Annotated in this window: 19 protein-coding genes and 1 riboswitch; of the genes, 11 read left to right on the forward strand and 8 right to left on the reverse strand. The window is 52.3% G+C overall.

The features are described 5' to 3' along the window. Window positions 1–205: 205 nt before the first annotated feature. From leuS to queF, 3 genes are all read right to left on the reverse strand, one after another. Window positions 206–2,836 (reverse strand): leucine--tRNA ligase, encoded by a 2,631-nt coding sequence (leuS, locus tag DYE40_RS00580; protein WP_115307272.1) that lies wholly within the window; start codon window positions 2,834–2,836, stop codon window positions 206–208. Window positions 2,837–2,970: 134 nt separating this feature from the next. Continuing rightward, window positions 2,971–3,675, reverse strand: a complete 705-nt coding sequence (locus DYE40_RS00585) for a 7-cyano-7-deazaguanine/7-aminomethyl-7-deazaguanine transporter (RefSeq protein ID WP_115307273.1) — start codon at window positions 3,673–3,675, stop codon at window positions 2,971–2,973. An 11-nt stretch (window positions 3,676–3,686) separates the two neighbouring features. Beyond that, window positions 3,687–4,157 carry a preQ(1) synthase gene (gene queF, locus DYE40_RS00590; protein WP_115307274.1) on the reverse strand — a complete coding sequence of 157 codons (471 nt, stop codon included), beginning with the start codon at window positions 4,155–4,157 and terminating at the stop codon, window positions 3,687–3,689. A 4-nt stretch (window positions 4,158–4,161) separates the two neighbouring features. After that, a riboswitch (PreQ1 riboswitch) is annotated at window positions 4,162–4,206 on the reverse strand. A gap of 508 nt (window positions 4,207–4,714) precedes the next feature. Between queF and DYE40_RS00595 the strand changes: the two genes are divergently transcribed. The 11 genes from DYE40_RS00595 (at window position 4,715) to DYE40_RS00645 (ending at window position 14,895) form a co-directional block, all read left to right on the forward strand. After that, window positions 4,715–6,313 carry an isocitrate lyase gene (locus DYE40_RS00595; protein WP_115307275.1) on the forward strand — a complete coding sequence of 533 codons (1,599 nt, stop codon included), beginning with the start codon at window positions 4,715–4,717 and terminating at the stop codon, window positions 6,311–6,313. A gap of 437 nt (window positions 6,314–6,750) precedes the next feature. Continuing rightward, a complete protein-coding gene (gene trxA, locus DYE40_RS00600) occupies window positions 6,751–7,080 on the forward strand; it encodes a thioredoxin TrxA (RefSeq protein ID WP_115307276.1) in 330 nt (109 codons plus the stop codon). A 367-nt stretch (window positions 7,081–7,447) separates the two neighbouring features. Beyond that, entirely contained in the window at window positions 7,448–9,622 is a 2,175-nt protein-coding gene (locus DYE40_RS00610) for a malate synthase G (RefSeq protein ID WP_115307278.1), read from the forward strand. Window positions 9,623–9,984: 362 nt separating this feature from the next. Further along, window positions 9,985–11,220 carry a DUF711 family protein gene (locus DYE40_RS00615; RefSeq protein WP_115307279.1) on the forward strand — a complete coding sequence of 412 codons (1,236 nt, stop codon included), beginning with the start codon at window positions 9,985–9,987 and terminating at the stop codon, window positions 11,218–11,220. 86 nt (window positions 11,221–11,306) lie between these two features. Then, a complete protein-coding gene (pdxJ, locus tag DYE40_RS00620; protein WP_115307280.1) occupies window positions 11,307–12,035 on the forward strand; it encodes a pyridoxine 5'-phosphate synthase in 729 nt (242 codons plus the stop codon). Window positions 12,036–12,154: 119 nt separating this feature from the next. Continuing rightward, on the forward strand, window positions 12,155–12,313 hold the full coding sequence (locus DYE40_RS00625) for a hypothetical protein (RefSeq protein ID WP_244733101.1): 159 nt from the start codon (window positions 12,155–12,157) through the stop codon (window positions 12,311–12,313). Window positions 12,314–12,516: 203 nt separating this feature from the next. Next, on the forward strand, window positions 12,517–12,684 hold the full coding sequence (locus DYE40_RS12460; protein ID WP_172461178.1) for a hypothetical protein: 168 nt from the start codon (window positions 12,517–12,519) through the stop codon (window positions 12,682–12,684). A 120-nt stretch (window positions 12,685–12,804) separates the two neighbouring features. After that, window positions 12,805–13,011, forward strand: coding sequence for a hypothetical protein (locus DYE40_RS00630; protein ID WP_115307281.1), 207 nt, complete (start codon window positions 12,805–12,807; stop codon window positions 13,009–13,011). Beyond that, the gene (locus DYE40_RS00635) at window positions 13,012–13,233 is read left to right on the forward strand and encodes a hypothetical protein (protein WP_115307282.1); all 222 of its coding nucleotides are present in this window, start codon (window positions 13,012–13,014) and stop codon (window positions 13,231–13,233) included. Window positions 13,234–14,157: 924 nt separating this feature from the next. After that, window positions 14,158–14,490, forward strand: a complete 333-nt coding sequence (locus tag DYE40_RS00640; protein ID WP_115307283.1) for a hypothetical protein — start codon at window positions 14,158–14,160, stop codon at window positions 14,488–14,490. Window positions 14,491–14,670: 180 nt separating this feature from the next. After that, window positions 14,671–14,895 carry a hypothetical protein gene (locus tag DYE40_RS00645; RefSeq protein WP_115307284.1) on the forward strand — a complete coding sequence of 75 codons (225 nt, stop codon included), beginning with the start codon at window positions 14,671–14,673 and terminating at the stop codon, window positions 14,893–14,895. Window positions 14,896–15,068: 173 nt separating this feature from the next. On the opposite strand, the gene DYE40_RS00650 is transcribed toward DYE40_RS00645, so the two are convergent. The 5 genes from DYE40_RS00650 to DYE40_RS12100 all read right to left on the reverse strand — a co-directional run bounded on the left by DYE40_RS00650 (window position 15,069) and on the right by DYE40_RS12100 (window position 18,531). Then, window positions 15,069–16,226 carry a zonular occludens toxin domain-containing protein gene (locus tag DYE40_RS00650; protein ID WP_115307285.1) on the reverse strand — a complete coding sequence of 386 codons (1,158 nt, stop codon included), beginning with the start codon at window positions 16,224–16,226 and terminating at the stop codon, window positions 15,069–15,071. A gap of 8 nt (window positions 16,227–16,234) precedes the next feature. Then, the gene (locus tag DYE40_RS00655; RefSeq protein WP_115307286.1) at window positions 16,235–16,519 is read right to left on the reverse strand and encodes a DUF2523 family protein; all 285 of its coding nucleotides are present in this window, start codon (window positions 16,517–16,519) and stop codon (window positions 16,235–16,237) included. 26 nt (window positions 16,520–16,545) lie between these two features. Continuing rightward, window positions 16,546–17,871, reverse strand: a complete 1,326-nt coding sequence (locus DYE40_RS12095; RefSeq protein ID WP_147286536.1) for a virulence factor TspB C-terminal domain-related protein — start codon at window positions 17,869–17,871, stop codon at window positions 16,546–16,548. A 166-nt stretch (window positions 17,872–18,037) separates the two neighbouring features. Next, window positions 18,038–18,322, reverse strand: a complete 285-nt coding sequence (locus DYE40_RS00675; RefSeq protein WP_115307290.1) for a hypothetical protein — start codon at window positions 18,320–18,322, stop codon at window positions 18,038–18,040. A gap of 5 nt (window positions 18,323–18,327) precedes the next feature. Continuing rightward, window positions 18,328–18,531 (reverse strand): major capsid protein, encoded by a 204-nt coding sequence (locus tag DYE40_RS12100; RefSeq protein ID WP_147286537.1) that lies wholly within the window; start codon window positions 18,529–18,531, stop codon window positions 18,328–18,330. Window positions 18,532–18,542 lie beyond the last annotated feature (11 nt).

Genomic DNA, 18,542 nt, shown 5'->3' on the forward strand with positions numbered 1-18,542 from the left:
CGTCGCTTAGGCGACACACCCTACCTGATGACAGAGATTGCGCCTCCGTCTGCACGAGGATAAGCGGGCGGCTTGCCGTTTTACCTCCTTCTGCCGATACCGAACGTAGGGTATATCGCCACAGCGGCGCACGCGTTCCATGTCCAAGCCAAAGGCCGTCTGAAAACCTTTTCAGACGGCCTGTTCCGTTGGTGCGCGGTATGCTTCAGACCACGATGTTGACCAAGCGTCCGGGGACGACGATGATTTTTTTCGCGGGTTTGCCTTCCATGAATTTCACCGCGCCGTCGGTGGCCAGGGCGGCGGCTTCCAAATCGGCTTTGGGCGTGTCGGGCGCGACGGCGATTTTGCCGCGCAGTTTGCCGTTGACCTGAACCATGATTTCGATTTCGGATTTTACCAGCGCGCTTTCGTCAACCTGCGGCCAGCCTGCGTCCCACAGGTTTTCAGACGGCCTCAGCGCGTGCCACAGCGTTTCGCAGATGTGCGGCACAATCGGCCACAGCAGGCGCACGGCGGCTTCCAACACTTCTTGGGCAACGGCGCGTCCGGTATCAGATGCGGTGTCGGTTTTGTCGTATTGGTTGAGCAGCTCCATTACGGCGGCGATGGCGGTGTTGAATTGGAGGCGGCGGCCGTAGTCGTCGCTGACTTTGGCGATGGTGGCGTGCAGTTTGTGGCGCAGGTCTTTCAATTCTTTGCCGAGGCTGTCGTGGCCGTCTGAAAAGGCTTTTGCCGTGCCGCCGCTTTGAAACTCGTACACGGTGCGCCACAGGCGGCGTAAAAAGCGGTGCGCGCCTTCCACGCCCGAATCGCTCCACTCGAGCGACTGCTCGGGGGGGCTGGCAAACATCATAAACAGGCGGGCGGTGTCGGCACCGTAGGCATCGATAATCTGTTGCGGATCAACGCCGTTGTTTTTCGATTTGGACATTTTTTCCACGCCGCCTATGGTTACGGGCAGGCCGTCGGCACGCAGCAGCGCCGATACGGGGCGGCCTTTTTCGTCGGTCTGCACATCGACTTCGGCGGGGTTGAACCATTGTTTTTTGCCGCTTTCGGTTTCGCGGTAATAAGTGGCCTGCAGCACCATGCCCTGTGTGAGCAGGCTGGCAAACGGTTCTTTTACGGGCACGATGCCTTCGCCGTGCATCAGCTTGGTGAAAAAGCGGGCGTATAAGAGGTGGAGGATGGCGTGTTCGATGCCGCCGATGTATTGGTCGGCCTCGCGCCAGTATTGTGCGGCTGCGGGTGCGACCATGCCGTCTGAAAACGCGGGCGACATATAGCGGAACTGATACCAGCTCGATTCGACAAATGTGTCCATGGTGTCGGTTTCACGTTTGGCCGCACCGCCGCAGCGCGGGCAGGCGGTTTCGTAAAATTCCGGCATTTTTGCCAGAGGCGAGCCGCTGCCGTCGGGAATGACGTTTTCGGGCAGTACCACGGGCAGTTGGTCTGCGGGCACGGGCACGTCGCCGCAGCTTTCGCAATGGATAATCGGAATCGGGCAGCCCCAGTAGCGCTGGCGCGAAATGCCCCAGTCGCGCAGGCGGTATTGGGTTTTGGGCATGCCGGCGTTGTTGGCTTCGAGTTCGGCGGTTACGGCATCAAAGGCCGTCTGAAAATCCATGCCGTCAAACCTGCCGCTGTTGGTGAGGCGGATGTTTTCTTTGGCGGCATACCATTCGTGCCATTCGTTTTCATTGTAGGGCAGCGGTTCGGCCGGTTCGATAACCTGTTTTTTCGGCAGGCCGTATTTGGACGCAAATTCGAAATCGCGCTCGTCGTGCGCGGGCACGGCCATCACCGCGCCGTCGCCGTAGCCCCACAATACATAGTTGGCAATCCACACTTCCAGCTTTTCGCCGTTGAGCGGATTGATGACGAAACGGCCGGTAGGCAGGCCTTTTTTCTCCATTGTGGCCATATCGGCTTCGGCCACGCTTCCCGCCTTGCATTCGGCAATAAACGCCTGCAATCCGGGATTGCCTGCGGCAGCGGCGGCGGCCAGCGGGTGTTCGGCGGCCACGGCCACATAAGTCGCGCCCATCAGCGTGTCGGGGCGGGTGGTGTACACCTGCACATATTCGGCATCGGTGCCTTCCAGGCCTGATTTGCTGTCCGGTGCCAGCGCAAAGCGCACCTGTGCGCCGCGCGATTTGCCGATCCAGTTGCGCTGCATGGTTTTGACCTGCTCCGGCCAGTTCAGGCTGTCCAAGTCGTTCAAAAGCTGCTCGGCATAATCGGTGATGCGGAAGTAATACATCGGGATTTCGCGTTTTTCGACCACCGCGCCCGATCGCCAGCCGCGCCCGTCGATTACCTGCTCGTTGGCCAAAACAGTTTGGTCGACGGGATCCCAGTTGACCGTGCCGTTTTTGCGGTAGATTACGCCTTTTTCAAACAGCTTGGTAAACAAAAGCTGCTCCCAGCGGTAATAGTCCGGCGTACAGGTGGCCAGCTCGCGCGACCAGTCAAACGCAAAACCCAGGCTTTTGAGCTGTTTGCGCATATAGGCAATGTTTTCATACGTCCATTTTGCGGGTGCGACTTTGCGGTCGATGGCGGCGTTTTCGGCCGGCATGCCGAAAGCGTCCCAACCCATAGGCTGAAGTACGTTGAAGCCGTTGAGCAGCTTGAAACGGCTCAATACGTCGCCGATGGTGTAGTTGCGCACATGCCCCATATGCAGCTTGCCGCTGGGGTAGGGAAACATCGAAAGGCAGTAATACTTGGGTTTGGAAGCATCGTCGGCCGCATTGAAAATGCGGGCCCCGTCCCACTTGGCCTGGGCGGCCGGCTCGATGGCGGAGGGGTGGTAGTGTTCTTGCATGGCGTGGCTTTCGTTAAAAAATCAAGGCGCGGATTATACCGTTTTCACTTTATATGGGCTGCGCTTTCAGACGGCATCATCTGTAACAGGCCGTCTGAAAAGAGCAGGGCGGCAATATGGGCAAAGCCGTATTTTCAGACGGCCTCTGTCTGCTTTTGCGCATATTGCTTTCCGTCTTCCCCGCAGGGCAGGGCGGTGAGGCGTTTGGCAAGCAGGCGCAGGGCAATGCCGTAGGCGGGCAGGAAAAACAGGGCGCACACGGCGAGTTTGAACAGATAATCGACAAAGGCAATGTGCGGCCAATGCTGCGCCATGTATGCGTCGCCGCCGGCATGGAAGGCAACGGAGAAAAAAATCAGAGTGTCTGCCGCATTGCCGGCAAACATCGAAGCCGCAGGCGCAATCCACCAAGATTTGAGGCGGCGCAGGCGGTTGAAGACAAAAATATCAAGCATCTGGCCGGCGGCATAGGCGCAAAAGCTCGCCAGCGCGATACGGAAAACCAGCCAATCCCAGCCGGCCAATGCCGCCAAGCCCGTCCACGCGCCCTTGTGAAACAGCACGGAAACGGCATAAGACAACATGAGGGCGGGCAACATGGCGAAAAAAACAATCCGCCGCGCCGGCTGCCGGCCGAAGATACGCACGGTAAGGTCGGTGGCAAGGAAAATAAAGGGAAAGGTCAGCGCACCCCAGGTGGAATGGACGACAAAGCCGTCGGGCAGGGGAATGTCGAAAGGAAACTGGACGAGGTAGTTGCTCGACGCGATAACGGCGATATGGAAAAGAACCAGCCAAAACAGGGCTTTTACCTGCGGCTGCGGGAATAATCCGTACACGGCAGGCCTCCTTACTGCATATCGTGGCGCGACAGGCGTTCGTATGCCATGGCGGCAAACGGCGTTTCCGGTCGGCCGTAGTTGGCAAAGGGATGGATGGCGATGCCGCCGCGCGGAGTAAAGATGCCCGATACTTCGATGTATTTCGGATTCATCAGCGAAATCAAGTCTTTCATGATAATGTTTACACAGTCTTCATGAAAATCGCCGTGGTTGCGGAAGCCGAAAAGATAGAGTTTCAGCGATTTGCTTTCCACCATTTTCATATCGGGAATGTAGCGGATGACAATGGTGGCGAAATCGGGCTGTCCGGTCATCGGACACAGGCTGGTGAATTCGGGACAGACAAATTTGACGAAATAGTCGTTGTCCGGATGTTTGTTGTCGAACGCTTCCAATACTTCGGGTGCGTAACGGTCGGGATACTGCGTGCTGCCGCCCAAAAGGGACAGGCCGCGCAGCTCGTCGGAAGAACGGGTCATGAAAGATTCCTTAGTTTTTTATTGTGGGAGGATTGCGAACCACAACGCGGGTAAAAGCGGCGGATTGTAAAGGAAACACGCGTTTTTTCAAACAAATCCGCGCTGCATGGGGTCGGCAGCCGCCATACCCGGAGGCCGTCTGAAAAAAGGGCAGGGGACAGCCTCATCTTGCCGAACCCTGTTTTCAGACGGCCTCATAATGCAGGCTACAATAGATTACATAAAAATGAATGTTTTATCCCTTTCAAATCATTGCCTTCCGAATCCAGACATATTTTTACAATACTGAAATAACCACAAAATAGCAAAAAACCGCCGATGTCCGTTATAAAATCCGCAGCAAACGGAAAATCAAACGTAAAAATTTTAAAAAACGGCAGAAAAATATCCTCCGAGATACTTGATTCGGCGTTTGAAAAAAAATTTCTCCTTGTCATCGCGTAAAAACGCAGCTAAATTCCGCCCCATGCCGCCGCGACTACATCAGACTACATTCTTTAGCCGCAGCGGCAGAAACGTTCACAAAGAAGCAGAAACCGACAAAGGAGCAGAAGAAAATGGCTGAATATCAAAAAGAGATCCGCACAGCAGAAGAAACCAAGCAGGCAAACGGCAGCGGCTGGCACGCCGTATCGCCCGAATACGCCGCCCGCATGAGGCTGCAAAACCGTTTCAAAACCGGCTTGGACATCGCCAAATACACCGCTGCGATTATGCGCCGCGATATGGCAGAATACGATGCCGACCACGCGAAGTACACCCAGTCGCTCGGCTGCTGGCACGGCTTTGTGGCACAGCAGAAAATGATTGCGGTAAAAAAACACCACCGCTCCACCGACAAACGCTATCTCTACCTTTCCGGCTGGATGGTGGCGGCAATGCGTTCGCAGTTTGGTCCGCTGCCCGACCAGTCCATGCACGAAAAAACCTCCGTTCCCGCTCTGATTGAAGAAATTTACGGCTTCCTGAAACAGGCCGATGCCCGCGAACTCGACCTGCTCTTTACCGCACTGGATCAGGCGCGTGCCGACGGCGACAAAGCCGCAGAAGAAAAAATCCTTGCCGAAATCGACGGCTTCCAAACGCACATTGTGCCGATTGTTGCCGACATCGATGCCGGTTTCGGCAACGCAGAAGCCACCTATCTGCTGGCGAAAAAAATGATTGAGGCGGGCGCGTGCTGCATCCAAATCGAAAACCAGGTTTCCGACGAAAAACAATGCGGCCACCAAGACGGCAAAGTAACCGTGCCGCACGCCGACTTCCTCGCCAAAATCAATGCCGTACGCTACGCTTTCCTGGAATTGGGCGTGGATGACGGCGTGATCGTCGCCCGCACCGACTCGCTGGGCGCAGGCCTGACCAAGCAAATCGCCTACTCCGCCGAAAAAGGCGATCTGGGCGACCAATACAACAGCTTCCTGGACGGCGAAGAGATTACCGATTTGGGCCAAATCAAGCCCGGCGACGTAATCGTCAACACCAACGGCAAAACCATCCGCCCCAAACGCCTGCCGAGCAACCTCTTCCAATTCCGCCAGGGTACGGGCATCGACCGCGTGGTACTCGACTGCATCACTTCGCTGCAAAACGGCGCGGATCTGCTGTGGATCGAAACCGAAAAACCGCATGTCGGCCAAATCAAGGAAATGATGGACAAAATCCGCGCCGCCGTTCCCAACGCCAAGCTGGTGTACAACAACAGCCCGTCGTTCAACTGGACGCTCAATTTCCGCCAGCAGGTGTTCGACGCATGGCAGGCCGCCGGCAAAGACGTATCCGCCTACGACCGCGCCAAACTGATGTCCGCCGACTACGACAGCACCGCGCTGGCCGAAGAAGCCGACGAGCGCATCCGCACCTTCCAGCGCGACGCGTCCCGCGAAGCCGGCATCTTCCACCACCTGATTACCCTGCCCACCTACCATACTGCTGCCCTGTCCACCGACAATCTGGCACGCGGCTATTTCGGCGACGAAGCCATGCTGGCTTATGTGAAAGGCGTGCAGCGTCAGGAAATCCGCCAGGGTATCGCCACCGTCAAACACCAAAACATGGCAGGCTCCGACATCGGCGACCACCACAAAGAATACTTTGCCGGAGAAGCCGCGCTCAAAGCCGGCGGCAAAGACAACACCATGAACCAGTTTTCCTAAATAAATCGGAGGCAGAATCCGTTTTCAGACGGCCTCATACACCGTTTCCCCTTAAAAAAGGCCGTCTGAAAACCACCGTCTTTGCCGGCCCGTGTCAAGCCGCGCCGGCAGGGTGCAGGCGTAAGCCTGTATGTTTGTGAAGCGTAAATCTCTGATTTGAGGTATTTCGGCAACCCTTGCGGTTGCCGCTTTTTTATTGCCGCGCCAAAGAGGCCGTCTGAAAAGCGTATGACGGCGATACTGTAAAACTATAATGCGGCGGAGCGGACAAATGCCGCAAAGCAGGCAGCAGGCGGCATAGGCGGCGGGGCAGGGCATATCGGAGCTGCTGCTGCTTTGCGCTTTGCGCCGCCATTCCTCAGACAAGCCTTGAAATCAGCCGCCTTATCCACTATGTTACCGCCCTTATCCACCCCCCAACCGAAAAAGGACACTCTATGAGCAGCGAACTGATCATCCACACTTCCGACGCAAACTTCGAACAGGATGTGTTGAAATCCGAAATTCCCGTACTGTTGGACTTCTGGGCTCCCTGGTGCGGCCCCTGCAAAATGATCGCCCCCATTCTTGACGAACTCGCCGTCGAATATGAAGGCCGTCTGAAAATCGTCAAACTCAACATCGACGACAACGGACAAACCCCCGCCCAATTCGGCGTGCGCAGCATTCCGACCCTGATGGTGTTCAAAGACGGACAAAACACCGCCACAAAAGTCGGCGGAATGCCAAAAGGCCAGCTTGCCGCCTTTATCGATGCCTCCATCTGACTTGGAAAACAAAAAGGCCGCCCATCGGGCGGTTTTTTACTGTCCGGCAAGCATATAGATACGGTGTGCCCGCACATAAAAGAACAGGCAAAAGGCCGTCTGAAAAGCATTTTTCAGACGGCCTTTCCGTTTTGAAACACGAAAAAGAGGTTGGCGCAAAAATGCGTGCAGCTCCGCAAACGGTACGCCTCCTTTTTGGTTGCTGCGGAGCTTGGCGGCCTTGTCTGAGTACGGGCGGACATCATGTTTTGTGTTTGCCGCCATGATGTTTTCAGACGGCCTTTCCACATCTGCAAAATAATGTTAATGTTGCGCCGTGCCGCATCGCTAAGGCACAAATAAGAAAAACACTTTTAGGAGAACCATCATGGCGTACAGCTATATCCCCGCAGCAGGTCTGCAAATCGACTCCCATCTCTACCGTTTCATCAGCGAAGAACTGCTGGCCAAGCATCCGCGCGTACAGGCGCAGGACTTTTGGCAGGGTTTTGCCGCGCTCGTGGCCGAATTTGCCCCGCGCAACCGCGAACTTCTGGCGCGGCGAGACGAAATCCAGCAGAAAATCGACCAATGGCACAAAGAAAACGGCAAAGGCGATGCAGCCGCCTACCGTGCGTTTCTAAACAGAATCGGCTATTTCGACGAAGCTCCCGCGCCGTTTGCCGTTTCCACGCAAAACGTAGACAGGGAGCTGTCCGAACAGGCCGGCCCGCAGCTTGTCGTTCCCATCAACAATGCCCGCTACGCGCTCAATGCCGCCAACGCCCGCTGGGGCAGCCTGTATGACGCGCTCTACGGCACAGACGCAATCGGTCAGGACGGCGCACTCGCACCCGGCAAAACCTACAATCCGCAGCGCGGCGAAGCCGTTATCGCTTTCGCCCGCCGCTTCCTTGACGACACCGTACCGCTCGAACACGGCAGCCACAAAGACGCGGTGCTGTACTACATCAGCGCAGGCCGTCTGAACGCACGCTTGGCCAACGGCAGCGAAACCGGCCTTAAAACGCCCGAACTGTTTGCCGGCTACACAGGCAGCGAAGCCGCGCCCGAGTCGCTGCTCTTCCTGCACAACGGCCTGCATTTCGACATCCTTATCGACAAAGGCAGCCCCATCGGCAGCCAGGATCCGGCAGGCATCAAAGACATCATCCTCGAAGCCGCACTCTCCACCATCATGGACTGCGAAGATTCCGTTGCCGCAGTAGATGGCGAAGACAAAACCCTGGTTTATTCCAACTGGCTCGGCCTGATGCGCGGCACTTTGGAAGAAACCGTTGAGAAAAACGGCAAAACCTTCGTCCGCCGCCTCAATCCCGACCGCGAGTACACCGCACCCGACGGCAGCGGCACGTTCCGCCTGCCCGGCCGCTCGCTGCTCTTCATCCGCAACGTCGGCCACCTGATGACCACCCCCGCCGTACTCGATGCGCAGGGCAACGAAATTCCCGAAGGCATACTCGACTGCGTCATCACCGCCCTCACCGCCCCCTTCGACTTCGCGCGCGAAAGCAATAAAAACAGCCGCAGCGGCTCGGTTTACATCGTCAAACCCAAAATGCACGGCGCAGAAGAAGTGCGTTTTGCCGACGACCTTTTCGCCGCCGCCGAAGACCTCTGCCGCCTGCCGCGCCACACCCTGAAAATGGGCATCATGGACGAAGAACGCCGCACCTCCGTCAATCTGGCCGCCTGCATCCGTGCCGCCGCCGACCGCGTCGTCTTCATCAACACCGGCTTCCTCGACCGCACCGGCGACGAAATCCACACCTCCATGCACGCCGGCGCGATGATCCGCAAAGGCCAGATGAAAAACAGCCGCTGGATTGCCGCCTACGAAGCCGGCAACGTGCAAACCGGCCTGCAATGCGGCCTGCGGGGCAAAGCGCAGATCGGCAAAGGAATGTGGGCAATGCCCGACCTCATGGCCGATATGCTGGAACAGAAAATCGCCCATCCCAAAGCCGGTGCCACCACCGCCTGGGTGCCTTCGCCCACCGCCGCCACCCTGCACGCCATGCACTACCATCAGGTAAACGTATTCGACGTGCAAAACCGGCTTGCCGCCCAAGCCCCGGCCGACTACCTCGGCGAACTGCTCGACATCCCCGCCGCCGCCGACACAGGCTGGAGCGAAGCGGAAAAACAGCAGGAGCTCGACAACAACTGCCAGGGCATCCTCGGCTACGTCGTGCGCTGGGTAGAGCAGGGCGTAGGCTGCTCCAAAGTGCCCGACATCAACAATATCGGCCTGATGGAAGACCGCGCCACCCTGCGCATTTCCAGCCAGCACATCGCCAACTGGCTGCAACACGGCATCGTCTCGGCAGAGCAGGTACGCGCCACGCTCGAGCGCATGGCCGCCGTGGTGGACAAACAAAACGAAGGCGACAGTGCCTACACCCCGATGGCCGGACGCTTCGACACCTCCCCCGCCTTCCTCGCCGCCTGCGACCTCGTTTTCAAAGGCGCGCAGCAGCCCAACGGCTACACCGAGCCGCTGCTGCACCACTGGCGGCGCGTTGCCAAAGCCGCGAAATAGTTTTCAGACGGCCTCCAAACGGATAAGGCCGTCTGAAAACACACCGCATGGCGGCGGGTATGCCGCCCCGCCATGCACACGCTGACAGGCCGTCTGAAAACCCTTTCAGACGGCCTGTTTCCTTTATTGCCTGCATTTTCCGCTGCCGGATAAAAGTCCGTTCGGCTGCAACACCGTCAAAGCCGCGCTTTCAGACGGCCTGTTCCGCTCTCAGCCTTGAAGAAGCCGCAGCACTCAACGATAATCCCGCCTCCCTCCTTTTGAACAAAAGCATACCGGCAGCCGTACGGCAAACAGCAAGCCGCCAAGCCTGACGGAACTGTCTGAAAACCCCGTCCGCCACACACAGCAAAGAAAAAAACATGACCGCCAACCTGCAATCGCCCGCACTCTGCCGCGTCCGCACCGTAACCGCCTTCACCACCCTGCCGCCCGACAGCACACAATGGGAAAACGTACTGGCCGATGCCGAACAACAATGCCGCAGCCTCGCCGCCGTTTTTCAGACGGCCGGCTACACCGTCCAAACCCTGCGCATCGTTTCCAACCCATTCGGCGAATACCTCGACACCGGCAGTCCGGCCGCCGCCCGATCCGGCTTCGCCGCCATCCGCGCCATCCTGCAACGCCTCAACCGCAGCGGCCTGCGCATCCGTTTTGCCGCCGGCGAAGCACGCACCGCCGCAGAAACCGCCCTCCTGCCCGCGCTCATCCGCGAATACGGCGACCTGTGCAACGCCTGCGTCAATATCGAAGCAGACGAAAACGGCCTGCCCGACAACGAAACCATCCTCCGCTGCGCCGCCGTCATCAACGACATCGCCCGCACCACGCCGCGCGGCGAAGGCAACTTCAACTTCACCGTCAATTTCAACTGCCCGCCGCTGATTCCCTACTTTCCCGCCGGCTACCACCGCAGCGCAAACGGCAACTGCCTCGTCGTCGGCCTCGAAACCCCCGCCCTGCTCGCCGCCGCCCTGCGCAATATCGCCAACCCGCAGCAGGAACACACCGCTTATTTTCAGACGGCCTGCCACGCCATGCGCGCCGCGCTGCAATACCACACAAGCCGCATCCACAACCTAGCAGAAGAACACAGCGCAGCGGTCAAAAACTGGACATACGCCGGCATCGATACTTCCGCCGCACCCTCGAAAAACTGCACCTCCATAGTAGAAATCTACCGCCTGCTGCGCGTACCGTATTTCGGTGCGGCGGGTACAGTCGAAGCCTCCGCACTCCTTACCCGCGTGTTCAAATCACAGCAAAACATCCGAATGCAGGGCTTCTGCGGCCTGATGCTCGCACCCGCCGAAGATGAAGGCCTCGCTGCTGCCGCCCGCGCCGGCAGCTTCGACATCCGCGCCCTGCTCACATACAGCAGCGTCTGCGGCATCGGCCTCGACACCGTCCCCATACCCGGCGACACCCCGCCCGAAAAAACCGCCGCCATCATGCGCGACACCGCCGTCATGGCCTACCGCCTGAACAAACCCCTCACCGTCCGCCTGTTTCCCATCCCCGGCCTGAGGGCAGGGCAGCACACCGCCTTTGAAAGCAGCGACCTGTGCGACTGCGCCGTACTGGCCGTGCCGTAAACCTATTTTCAGACGGCATCCGACACCCCGGAGGCCGTCTGAAAACACCATCCGCCCGTTTCCAAACCAACTCCGAAAGAACACCCATGCTGTTAGGAATCAACATCGACCACGTCGCCACCCTGCGCAACGCACGCGGCACCACCTATCCCAGCCCGCTCGAAGCCGCGCTTACCGCCGAAACCCACGGCGCAGACTACATCACCCTCCACCTGCGCGAAGACCGCCGCCACATCCGAGACGACGACGTAGCCGCCATCGCCCGTGCCGTACGCACCCACATCAACCTGGAAATGGCACTCACCGAAGAAATGCTCGAACACGCCCTGCGCATCCGTCCGCAAGACGTATGCATCGTCCCCGAAAAACGGCAGGAAATTACCACCGAAGGCGGCCTGGACGTACGCGCACAGCAGCGGAAAATTGCCGATTACACCCGCATCCTCAGCCAAGCCGGCATACGTGTCTCCCTATTTATCGATGCCGACGAAGCCCAAATCCAAGCCGCCGCCGACGCAGGAGCCCCTGTCGTCGAACTGCACACCGGCGCATACGCCGACGCAGCCGGACACAACGAACGCTCCCGCGAACTGGCGCGGATAGAAGAGGGCGCATATTTCGCTTCCGAGCGCGGCCTGATTGTCAATGCCGGCCACGGCCTCAACATCCACAACGTTGCCCCGATCGCAAAAATCCTGCCGGTGTCCGAACTCAACATCGGCCACGCCCTCATCGCCCAAGCCCTGTTTCTCGGCCTGCCCGCCGCCGTCCGCCAAATGAAAGAAACCATCCACCGCGCCCGCAACGAAGTCTGAACGAAATATCAGGCCGTCTGAAACCCCGTCAGCGAGTCGCCAGCATTTGCTAAGGTGGCGGGCTTTTGCCGCCGTCCGTAAAATAAGCCTTACATTCTCATGTAAGGCTTTGTTTTGTCATGCGTAACGCTTCGCAATGGCTGGATTTGTTCAAATCCCGCGCGGGAATCCTCTCCGATTACGCGCTTGCCCGGCATTGGTCGGTTTCATCCGCCCGCATCAGCCAATACCGCAGCGGACGGCTGCCGCTGGCCTTTGCGCTGGAAATTGCCGACTGAATGGTTCAACAACGGGAAAAGCCCTACCGGAGTAGGGCTCAACTGGGAGAAGAAAATGAAGCTGCATCTTCAGATTCTCATCTTGGTTGTCCTTTTGCTGTTAAGCGGTAAAGCTTATTAAGGACTAACCAGCTAGGCGGCGGGTTCAGCTGCCGCCTAGTCCCAATATTACTTAAATCTCCATAACGAATCAAGGAAAAAAGATGGCTTTAACCCGTTCGGAAATCAACCGCCGCAGCGAGGAAAAACGCGGCATCCGGCAAAAGGCTTTCAAGCTGGAAAAAGAAATCTTCGAGTTGTTCGAACGGAAAAATCACAATCCGCAACGTTTGAGGCCGTCTGAAACCCCGCCCGCATGGCGGCTGTTTTGAGTTCGCATAATTTATATTATGTGTAATTTCAATGCATTAGAAAATTTTAGCACAAAATTGCAAATTTATGATAAGCTCAAATTTCACATTTAAACAACACTTTTACGGGAAATTTAACAGATGGCGTTCTACATATTTTTAATAGGGGCAATCGGCATTGGGCTGATAATCGTCATAGAATTAATTTTTGATGGCCTGTTTTTCAAATGGTGCAAAAAACAAGACCAAATTGCAGAAATAGAATTAAATGCACTACTCAAAAAAACGGAAAATGAATTTTTTGAACAATTAAAACCCTTTTTGGATGAAACAAAGGAAAAAAACTAAATGGAAGTTTCAAAATTCATGATATTCAGCGGGCTAACAATCTCCGTATTTTCAATCATCGTAACGATTGCCCTTATTTACTTCGGTTGCAAAATAGCCATGCAATACGAAAAAGAAAAAAAAGCAGAAAAAGCAAAAGACCAACAAATTAAACTTGATATGCTTGCAGCATTGCAAAAGCTGGCCGAACAAAAGGAGAAAGGGCAGGGCGGTAATACCTGAACCCCGCTTTTTTTTCTATTGAACCCACCCTAACACTTGCTACAAAGAAGATGCTTTTACGCAAGTGTTTTCCCTCCCTTCTCCGCTTCGCTTCGCGCTGCGCTTAACCTTCGCCCTTTGGGGCGTTCTTTTTTTTAGCTTCCCCCGCCAGCGGGCGGGGTCGGGCTTGAATTCTGTAAAGTGGCTAAACTACACCCACTAACACAACTCAACTAAAAACGGCCGATGATATGATCGGCCGTTTTCATTTTCGCACGGGTGTTCTAATCCCTAAGCTCTGCGCCCTCCGGTTGCATTATGTCCCACCCAGCCGGAAAGACGAAAGCAAAAGGGCTTTTGCCTTTCCGGCTCTCCCATCCCTTTTAAACCCACCCAAACGCGACGCACCCGAAAGGGTAGGCTGTTTTTTCCAGTTTCTTTCAAAATATCATTTGATTTTGAAAAAACTGGAAACAAACCGCCACTTTTTGCCTTTCGAGCGCATCACTCCCACCCTTTTTTTTCGGTACCGGAGATGCTGGCACAAGGCCGAGCAGCAACCCGTTACGTTACAAGGCCGCTTTGATTCGGGCGGGGGCTGTCAGCCCAGTCATCGCAGGCGTTCATATGGGTCTACGTGATTAAAAAAAATTTGGATTGGAAAGTAAAGCGGTATTCATAACGAAATGTAAAGAGCATGAGAAAGCAAGTAGGCTTTCCCATGCTCTTTACATTTCGCTACAAACCTTCCGCTTTACTTTCCAATCCAAATTTTTTTGAAACACTCCGCCCCATACGAACTGCGATAACTGGACCGACAGCTATAAACCCCGCCCGAATCAAAGCGGCCTTGTAACTTCACTAGCTGTTTGCCCCGCCGCCAGCTCCTCCAGTCCCGAGCTGTATGGGGGCATACCTTTTTAACCATAGTTAAGGAAATTTGTTATGTACTATTATTTCAATACTGAAAAACTTGAATTTGCAGAATATGACGCAGACGACTTAATTCTTTATTTTATTAAAGAGTGCGAAAGGGGAGGCTGTTACGGTCCCGTTTATTGGCACGATGATGAAACAGGCTTCATCATGCGCCTAAACGAAGCCGGAAACGACGAACCGCTTTATAACCGGCCTTTCACAAAGGCAGATGCGAAAATTATATTACTTGGAATCGCAGAATTTTACATTGAACAAAAAAATCTACCCGTATTCCGGCATTACATGGAGGCCGTAGATTACGCCCTAGAGTATATGCGCGATTTACTCCTGAATAAATAAAGCGCAACCGCCCGAGTTTTCGGGCGGCACGCGCTGCCCACCCTAAGCACTTTTGAAATGAAGACGGTTTTTTTCAGTTTCTTTCAAAATGTAATTTGATTTTGAAAAAACTGAAAACAAACCGCCACATAAAGCATTTCAATTCATGCTTTACCCACCCTAAATTTAAGGAATATCAAAATGAAAAAAATTGACAGAATCAGAAACTATATAAAAAACAGAGTATTATCCTGCGGAATAAATGAAGCAATTACAGAAGCAAGCGAAAAATTCGACGTATTTATTTATAAGGATTTTCCCCATGAATATACGAAAATCAGAGTAGATTTTGTAGATTTGGAAATTTTCACAAACAAAACAAAAAGACATATCGGCAGAATTTCAGTTAATAAAACACTTTTTTAATTAATTAAATAGGCCGTCTGAATTTTCAGGCGGCCTTTACTTCCCACCCAATCCGCCGCACCGAAAGGGTAGGGCGGTTTTTCGGGATTTCTTTCAAAATGTAATTTGATTTTGAAAAAATCACGAACAAACTGCCATTTTTTTGCCTTCGGCCAGCGGCGAAACCCACCCAGTTACTGCGCTGGCGGACCATTTCCAAATGACGGAGCAGGCAAATATTTATCACGCCCACCCATTACTAAAACGCTTCCGCCCTGCTCTCTGTTTATATTTTGCTGCGCTACAGAGTAATGTTCGGCATCTTGAATTTCCTCTTTATATGGATTAAATATGCCGTCTTTAATATGTTTTTTGCACGTTTTTGCAGAAATTTCTATTAGTGTCCCTTGCTGCGAATAGCAATTACATGATTTCAACGATTCCACGCAAGCGGCTACAATTTCAAAACCGCGAACAGCGCGGACACTATCATAAATAGGGGCGGTTTCTGGTTTGTCTTCTACTCGAGGCTTGTAATATTCGGGGGAAAATTCGGGAATTGACGCAGCGGCCTGCATAGGCTGCATTTCCTGCGGTTTTTCCGTATGAATGGTAGGGTCTGCCGTTTGATTTTGCGGCGTTTCCCGCTCAATTTTGGCGGTTTCCTGCGCTTTTGGATCGGCGTTGCCGAGCCATTTGGAGAAGAGCGGAACGCCAAGATAAAACATAAAGGCTATTGCGGCAGGAATGAAGAAAAAAACGGGATGGATTTTTTTCTTAAATTTTATGTGTTTAGAGGCCGATTTGTAATATTTAAAAGCTGCCTTAGGCGGGGTGTAATTGCTGCCGATTGCAGAAGCAAATGCTGTTGTATTAAGCGTCTCCTCACATCTAAACCACTCATAGCGTTTTGTTCCAATCACTTTTCTCTCAAGATGTATATGCTTGCCGACTAATTGACGGACATATTTATCTATCATAGTAGGATGCTGCACCATCAGGATTAATGTATATCCGTGATGACGCAGCTCTTTAAGGGTTTTGATATAGGGAGGAACTGCCGCAGCAGCAGAGCGAACTGGATAAGTGTAATCAGCTTCATCAACAATCACAATAGACCCTTCCGGTACAAGATCGGACAATGGAGCGGACTGTATATCTTCTTCACTCAATTCATGGGCTTTAAATTTTTTTGTATTCAGCCCGTCTATATGACAGAAATAGAGCGGACGATCTATTAAAGTACCGTCTTCAGTTTCCATTTTAAACAATCCATCTGCATTGTTCAAAATCATATCTACCACCATTGAGGTTTTACCCGTACCTGGAGAACCTGTGATTAAATAAATCATAATTATACCTAAGTCAAATTACTTTCTAATCTAGTTAAAATCATAGAAGCAACTTTAAAATTAATACAGCCAAACAAAATCCCTATCCCCTGCTTAAAACCACCAATATCAAGCAAAATAATTAAATCAAGAGGTAAAGAATAATAACCCTCATAAAAATAACGTTTCAAAATATCAAAAAAATAATCAAAACCAACATAAGTTACAGCAGCAAAACCAAAAGAAAGGATTAATTTTTTTATAAAAATACCCGCAAGAAGAGCACCAATAGCAGGAATAAGAGGTAAAGCCATTATTTAAACTCCATAAATATAAAAAATTATTTCAAATCCCTTAAAACAAAAAGCATACCTGATAGAGAAAATACCATTATCACGATACCGCGAACACTCCTTAAAACATCACAAAGCCAATTATAAGACAATGTAATTCTATAAAACCTCAAATCTAAAATTCTCGGAGCAGGACATTGAATTTTTTCTGCACCTAAAAAATTATCAAATTTAAAAACTAATTTTTTTTCCTTTTTGGGAAGTATTCCTGAACTATTAATATCACCATTACTATCACTATCAAGACCCAAATCATTAATTTTTAAACAGCCTAATGTATCTTTATCTTCTCCTTTACAGCGCCCGCCCGCATCTTTTTCCCCTTGTCCTTTACCTTTCCCGTCTCCTTCACTTATACCCGAACCCTTTCCGATTCTTTCCCCTTGCAAATTTCCAATATATTTACTTATATTATTCAATGTCTTATTTATTTGACCAAGAGAATCTAAAATGCCACCCATGCCCTGCAAAATGGCCTTATTGTCGGATTTGCCGCCGTCTTCTTTACCATCCTGGCTTTTTTTTGCATCTTTGTCTGACTCTCCTCCATTCTTATCGTCTTTACTGTTGTCCTTTTCATCCTGCTTTTTCTCTTCTTCTTTTTTATCTTGTTTATCGTTTTGATTTTCATCACTCATTTCACGCTTACAAACTGCTTTACCACCTTTATCTAGCCCAAAACGAACAGAACCGGAAAAACAGGAGTCATCACAAATAAAATAATTATTTGATTTCATATTAATTACTTCTCCCCATTTCCACCCACCATTTGCATCCTTGCCTGTAATACAGGCATAACCTTGCGCCGTAGAAACTAGACCATTAGGACAAATATCATCAGAACGGCCAACCAAACGACATTGACCACCAGAAGGGGGGATATAGTCTGTATCCTTAGAACCACCGCCCGAACCGCCGCCGCCACCCGAACCGCCGCCGCCTGAATTACTACCCGAACCCCCTGAATCATCACTAGAAGAACCAGAAATATTTTCAGATTTTTTATCAAGAGATGGATAACATCTATTTCCATCAAATTTTACACAAGAACCATCTTTTTCCGCCTGCTTCCTTGCTTCATCAGGCGTTCGCGCACCACGTGAATCAGGAATTAAACTTTGATTGTAAGTCCATCCTTTATCTAAATTATAAAAATAATTACCGCTACAATCTTTATAAAGAATTAAAGGAGTTGCATAACCATCCAAACCATCATTATGAAAACCTGTTCCAACACGAGAAACCTTACATTCAGCAGACCAGGCAGACAAACAAAAAGCCGCCATAAAGACGGCCAACAAGTATTTTTTCATTATCCAAATACTCCAATCATGAATGCCGCCGTCAAAAAGAAGATTGCCGCCTGAATCACTATGAAAAATATTGTTTCAAATTTATTCATTATTTCACCTTATATGGCTGTCATCACGAAGAAAATTATCATTAGGGCTTGAATTGCGCCCGCTATAAAATATACGTCTACCATTTCCACCCCAACAATTTAATTATTACTTTTGCCGCAAACAGGACTACCGCAGTCGGAAGCAGGGCAATCATGAGTTCATAACCAGCCGTATAGTTTTGCGCCGGATCGCATTCAGGAAGATGCGCCTGAAGCTTTTGACTGCCGTAATACCAGCCATTACCGGTATAGTTAATTTGTTTTACGCCGTTATCGGTTATGACAGGGAAAACGGAAGAAAAATAAACATTCTCTGCCGCTTCCCTTGTCTGATAACAGGTATTCGATACCTGATACCCCATTGCCGTTATCGCAACAGACGGCGAACGAGCAAAATACCGAAGAGAACGGCAAGACCCGCAATAATCAGACCAGCAGCTTCATTTGCATCCGAAAATCCGCCAGTAATGGCATCTTTTACCGTTGTCGGCAATGCCGCATTTGCTGCCATCGGCAGGGTCATCAATACGGCAGTTACTGCCGCTGTTTTTGTTTTCATGGTTTTAAGCATGATTTTTACTC

The sequence above is a fragment of the Kingella potus genome (genome assembly GCF_900451175.1).
In the GTDB taxonomy this organism is placed as follows: Bacteria; Pseudomonadota; Gammaproteobacteria; order Burkholderiales; family Neisseriaceae; genus Neisseria; species Neisseria potus.

What these genes read in the sequence shown, in the direction of transcription:
- DYE40_RS00595 (WP_115307275.1), top strand. Translation starts at nt 4,715, where the DNA reads ATGGCTGAATATCAAAAAGAGATCCGCACAGCAGAAGAAACCAAGCAG.
- DYE40_RS00615 (WP_115307279.1), top strand. Translation starts at nt 9,985, where the DNA reads ATGACCGCCAACCTGCAATCGCCCGCACTCTGCCGCGTCCGCACCGTA.
- DYE40_RS00650 (WP_115307285.1), bottom strand. Translation starts at nt 16,226, where the DNA reads ATGATTTATTTAATCACAGGTTCTCCAGGTACGGGTAAAACCTCAATG.
- DYE40_RS00645 (WP_115307284.1), top strand. Translation starts at nt 14,671, where the DNA reads ATGAAAAAAATTGACAGAATCAGAAACTATATAAAAAACAGAGTATTA.
- DYE40_RS00630 (WP_115307281.1), top strand. Translation starts at nt 12,805, where the DNA reads ATGGCGTTCTACATATTTTTAATAGGGGCAATCGGCATTGGGCTGATA.
- DYE40_RS00675 (WP_115307290.1), bottom strand. Translation starts at nt 18,322, where the DNA reads ATGGGGTATCAGGTATCGAATACCTGTTATCAGACAAGGGAAGCGGCA.
- DYE40_RS12100 (WP_147286537.1), bottom strand. Translation starts at nt 18,531, where the DNA reads ATGCTTAAAACCATGAAAACAAAAACAGCGGCAGTAACTGCCGTATTG.
- trxA (WP_115307276.1), top strand. Translation starts at nt 6,751, where the DNA reads ATGAGCAGCGAACTGATCATCCACACTTCCGACGCAAACTTCGAACAG.
- DYE40_RS00635 (WP_115307282.1), top strand. Translation starts at nt 13,012, where the DNA reads ATGGAAGTTTCAAAATTCATGATATTCAGCGGGCTAACAATCTCCGTA.
- queF (WP_115307274.1), bottom strand. Translation starts at nt 4,157, where the DNA reads ATGACCCGTTCTTCCGACGAGCTGCGCGGCCTGTCCCTTTTGGGCGGC.
- DYE40_RS12460 (WP_172461178.1), top strand. Translation starts at nt 12,517, where the DNA reads ATGGCTTTAACCCGTTCGGAAATCAACCGCCGCAGCGAGGAAAAACGC.
- DYE40_RS00655 (WP_115307286.1), bottom strand. Translation starts at nt 16,519, where the DNA reads ATGGCTTTACCTCTTATTCCTGCTATTGGTGCTCTTCTTGCGGGTATT.
- pdxJ (WP_115307280.1), top strand. Translation starts at nt 11,307, where the DNA reads ATGCTGTTAGGAATCAACATCGACCACGTCGCCACCCTGCGCAACGCA.
- DYE40_RS00610 (WP_115307278.1), top strand. Translation starts at nt 7,448, where the DNA reads ATGGCGTACAGCTATATCCCCGCAGCAGGTCTGCAAATCGACTCCCAT.
- leuS (WP_115307272.1), bottom strand. Translation starts at nt 2,836, where the DNA reads ATGCAAGAACACTACCACCCCTCCGCCATCGAGCCGGCCGCCCAGGCC.
- DYE40_RS00625 (WP_244733101.1), top strand. Translation starts at nt 12,155, where the DNA reads ATGCGTAACGCTTCGCAATGGCTGGATTTGTTCAAATCCCGCGCGGGA.
- DYE40_RS00640 (WP_115307283.1), top strand. Translation starts at nt 14,158, where the DNA reads ATGTACTATTATTTCAATACTGAAAAACTTGAATTTGCAGAATATGAC.
- DYE40_RS12095 (WP_147286536.1), bottom strand. Translation starts at nt 17,871, where the DNA reads ATGAAAAAATACTTGTTGGCCGTCTTTATGGCGGCTTTTTGTTTGTCT.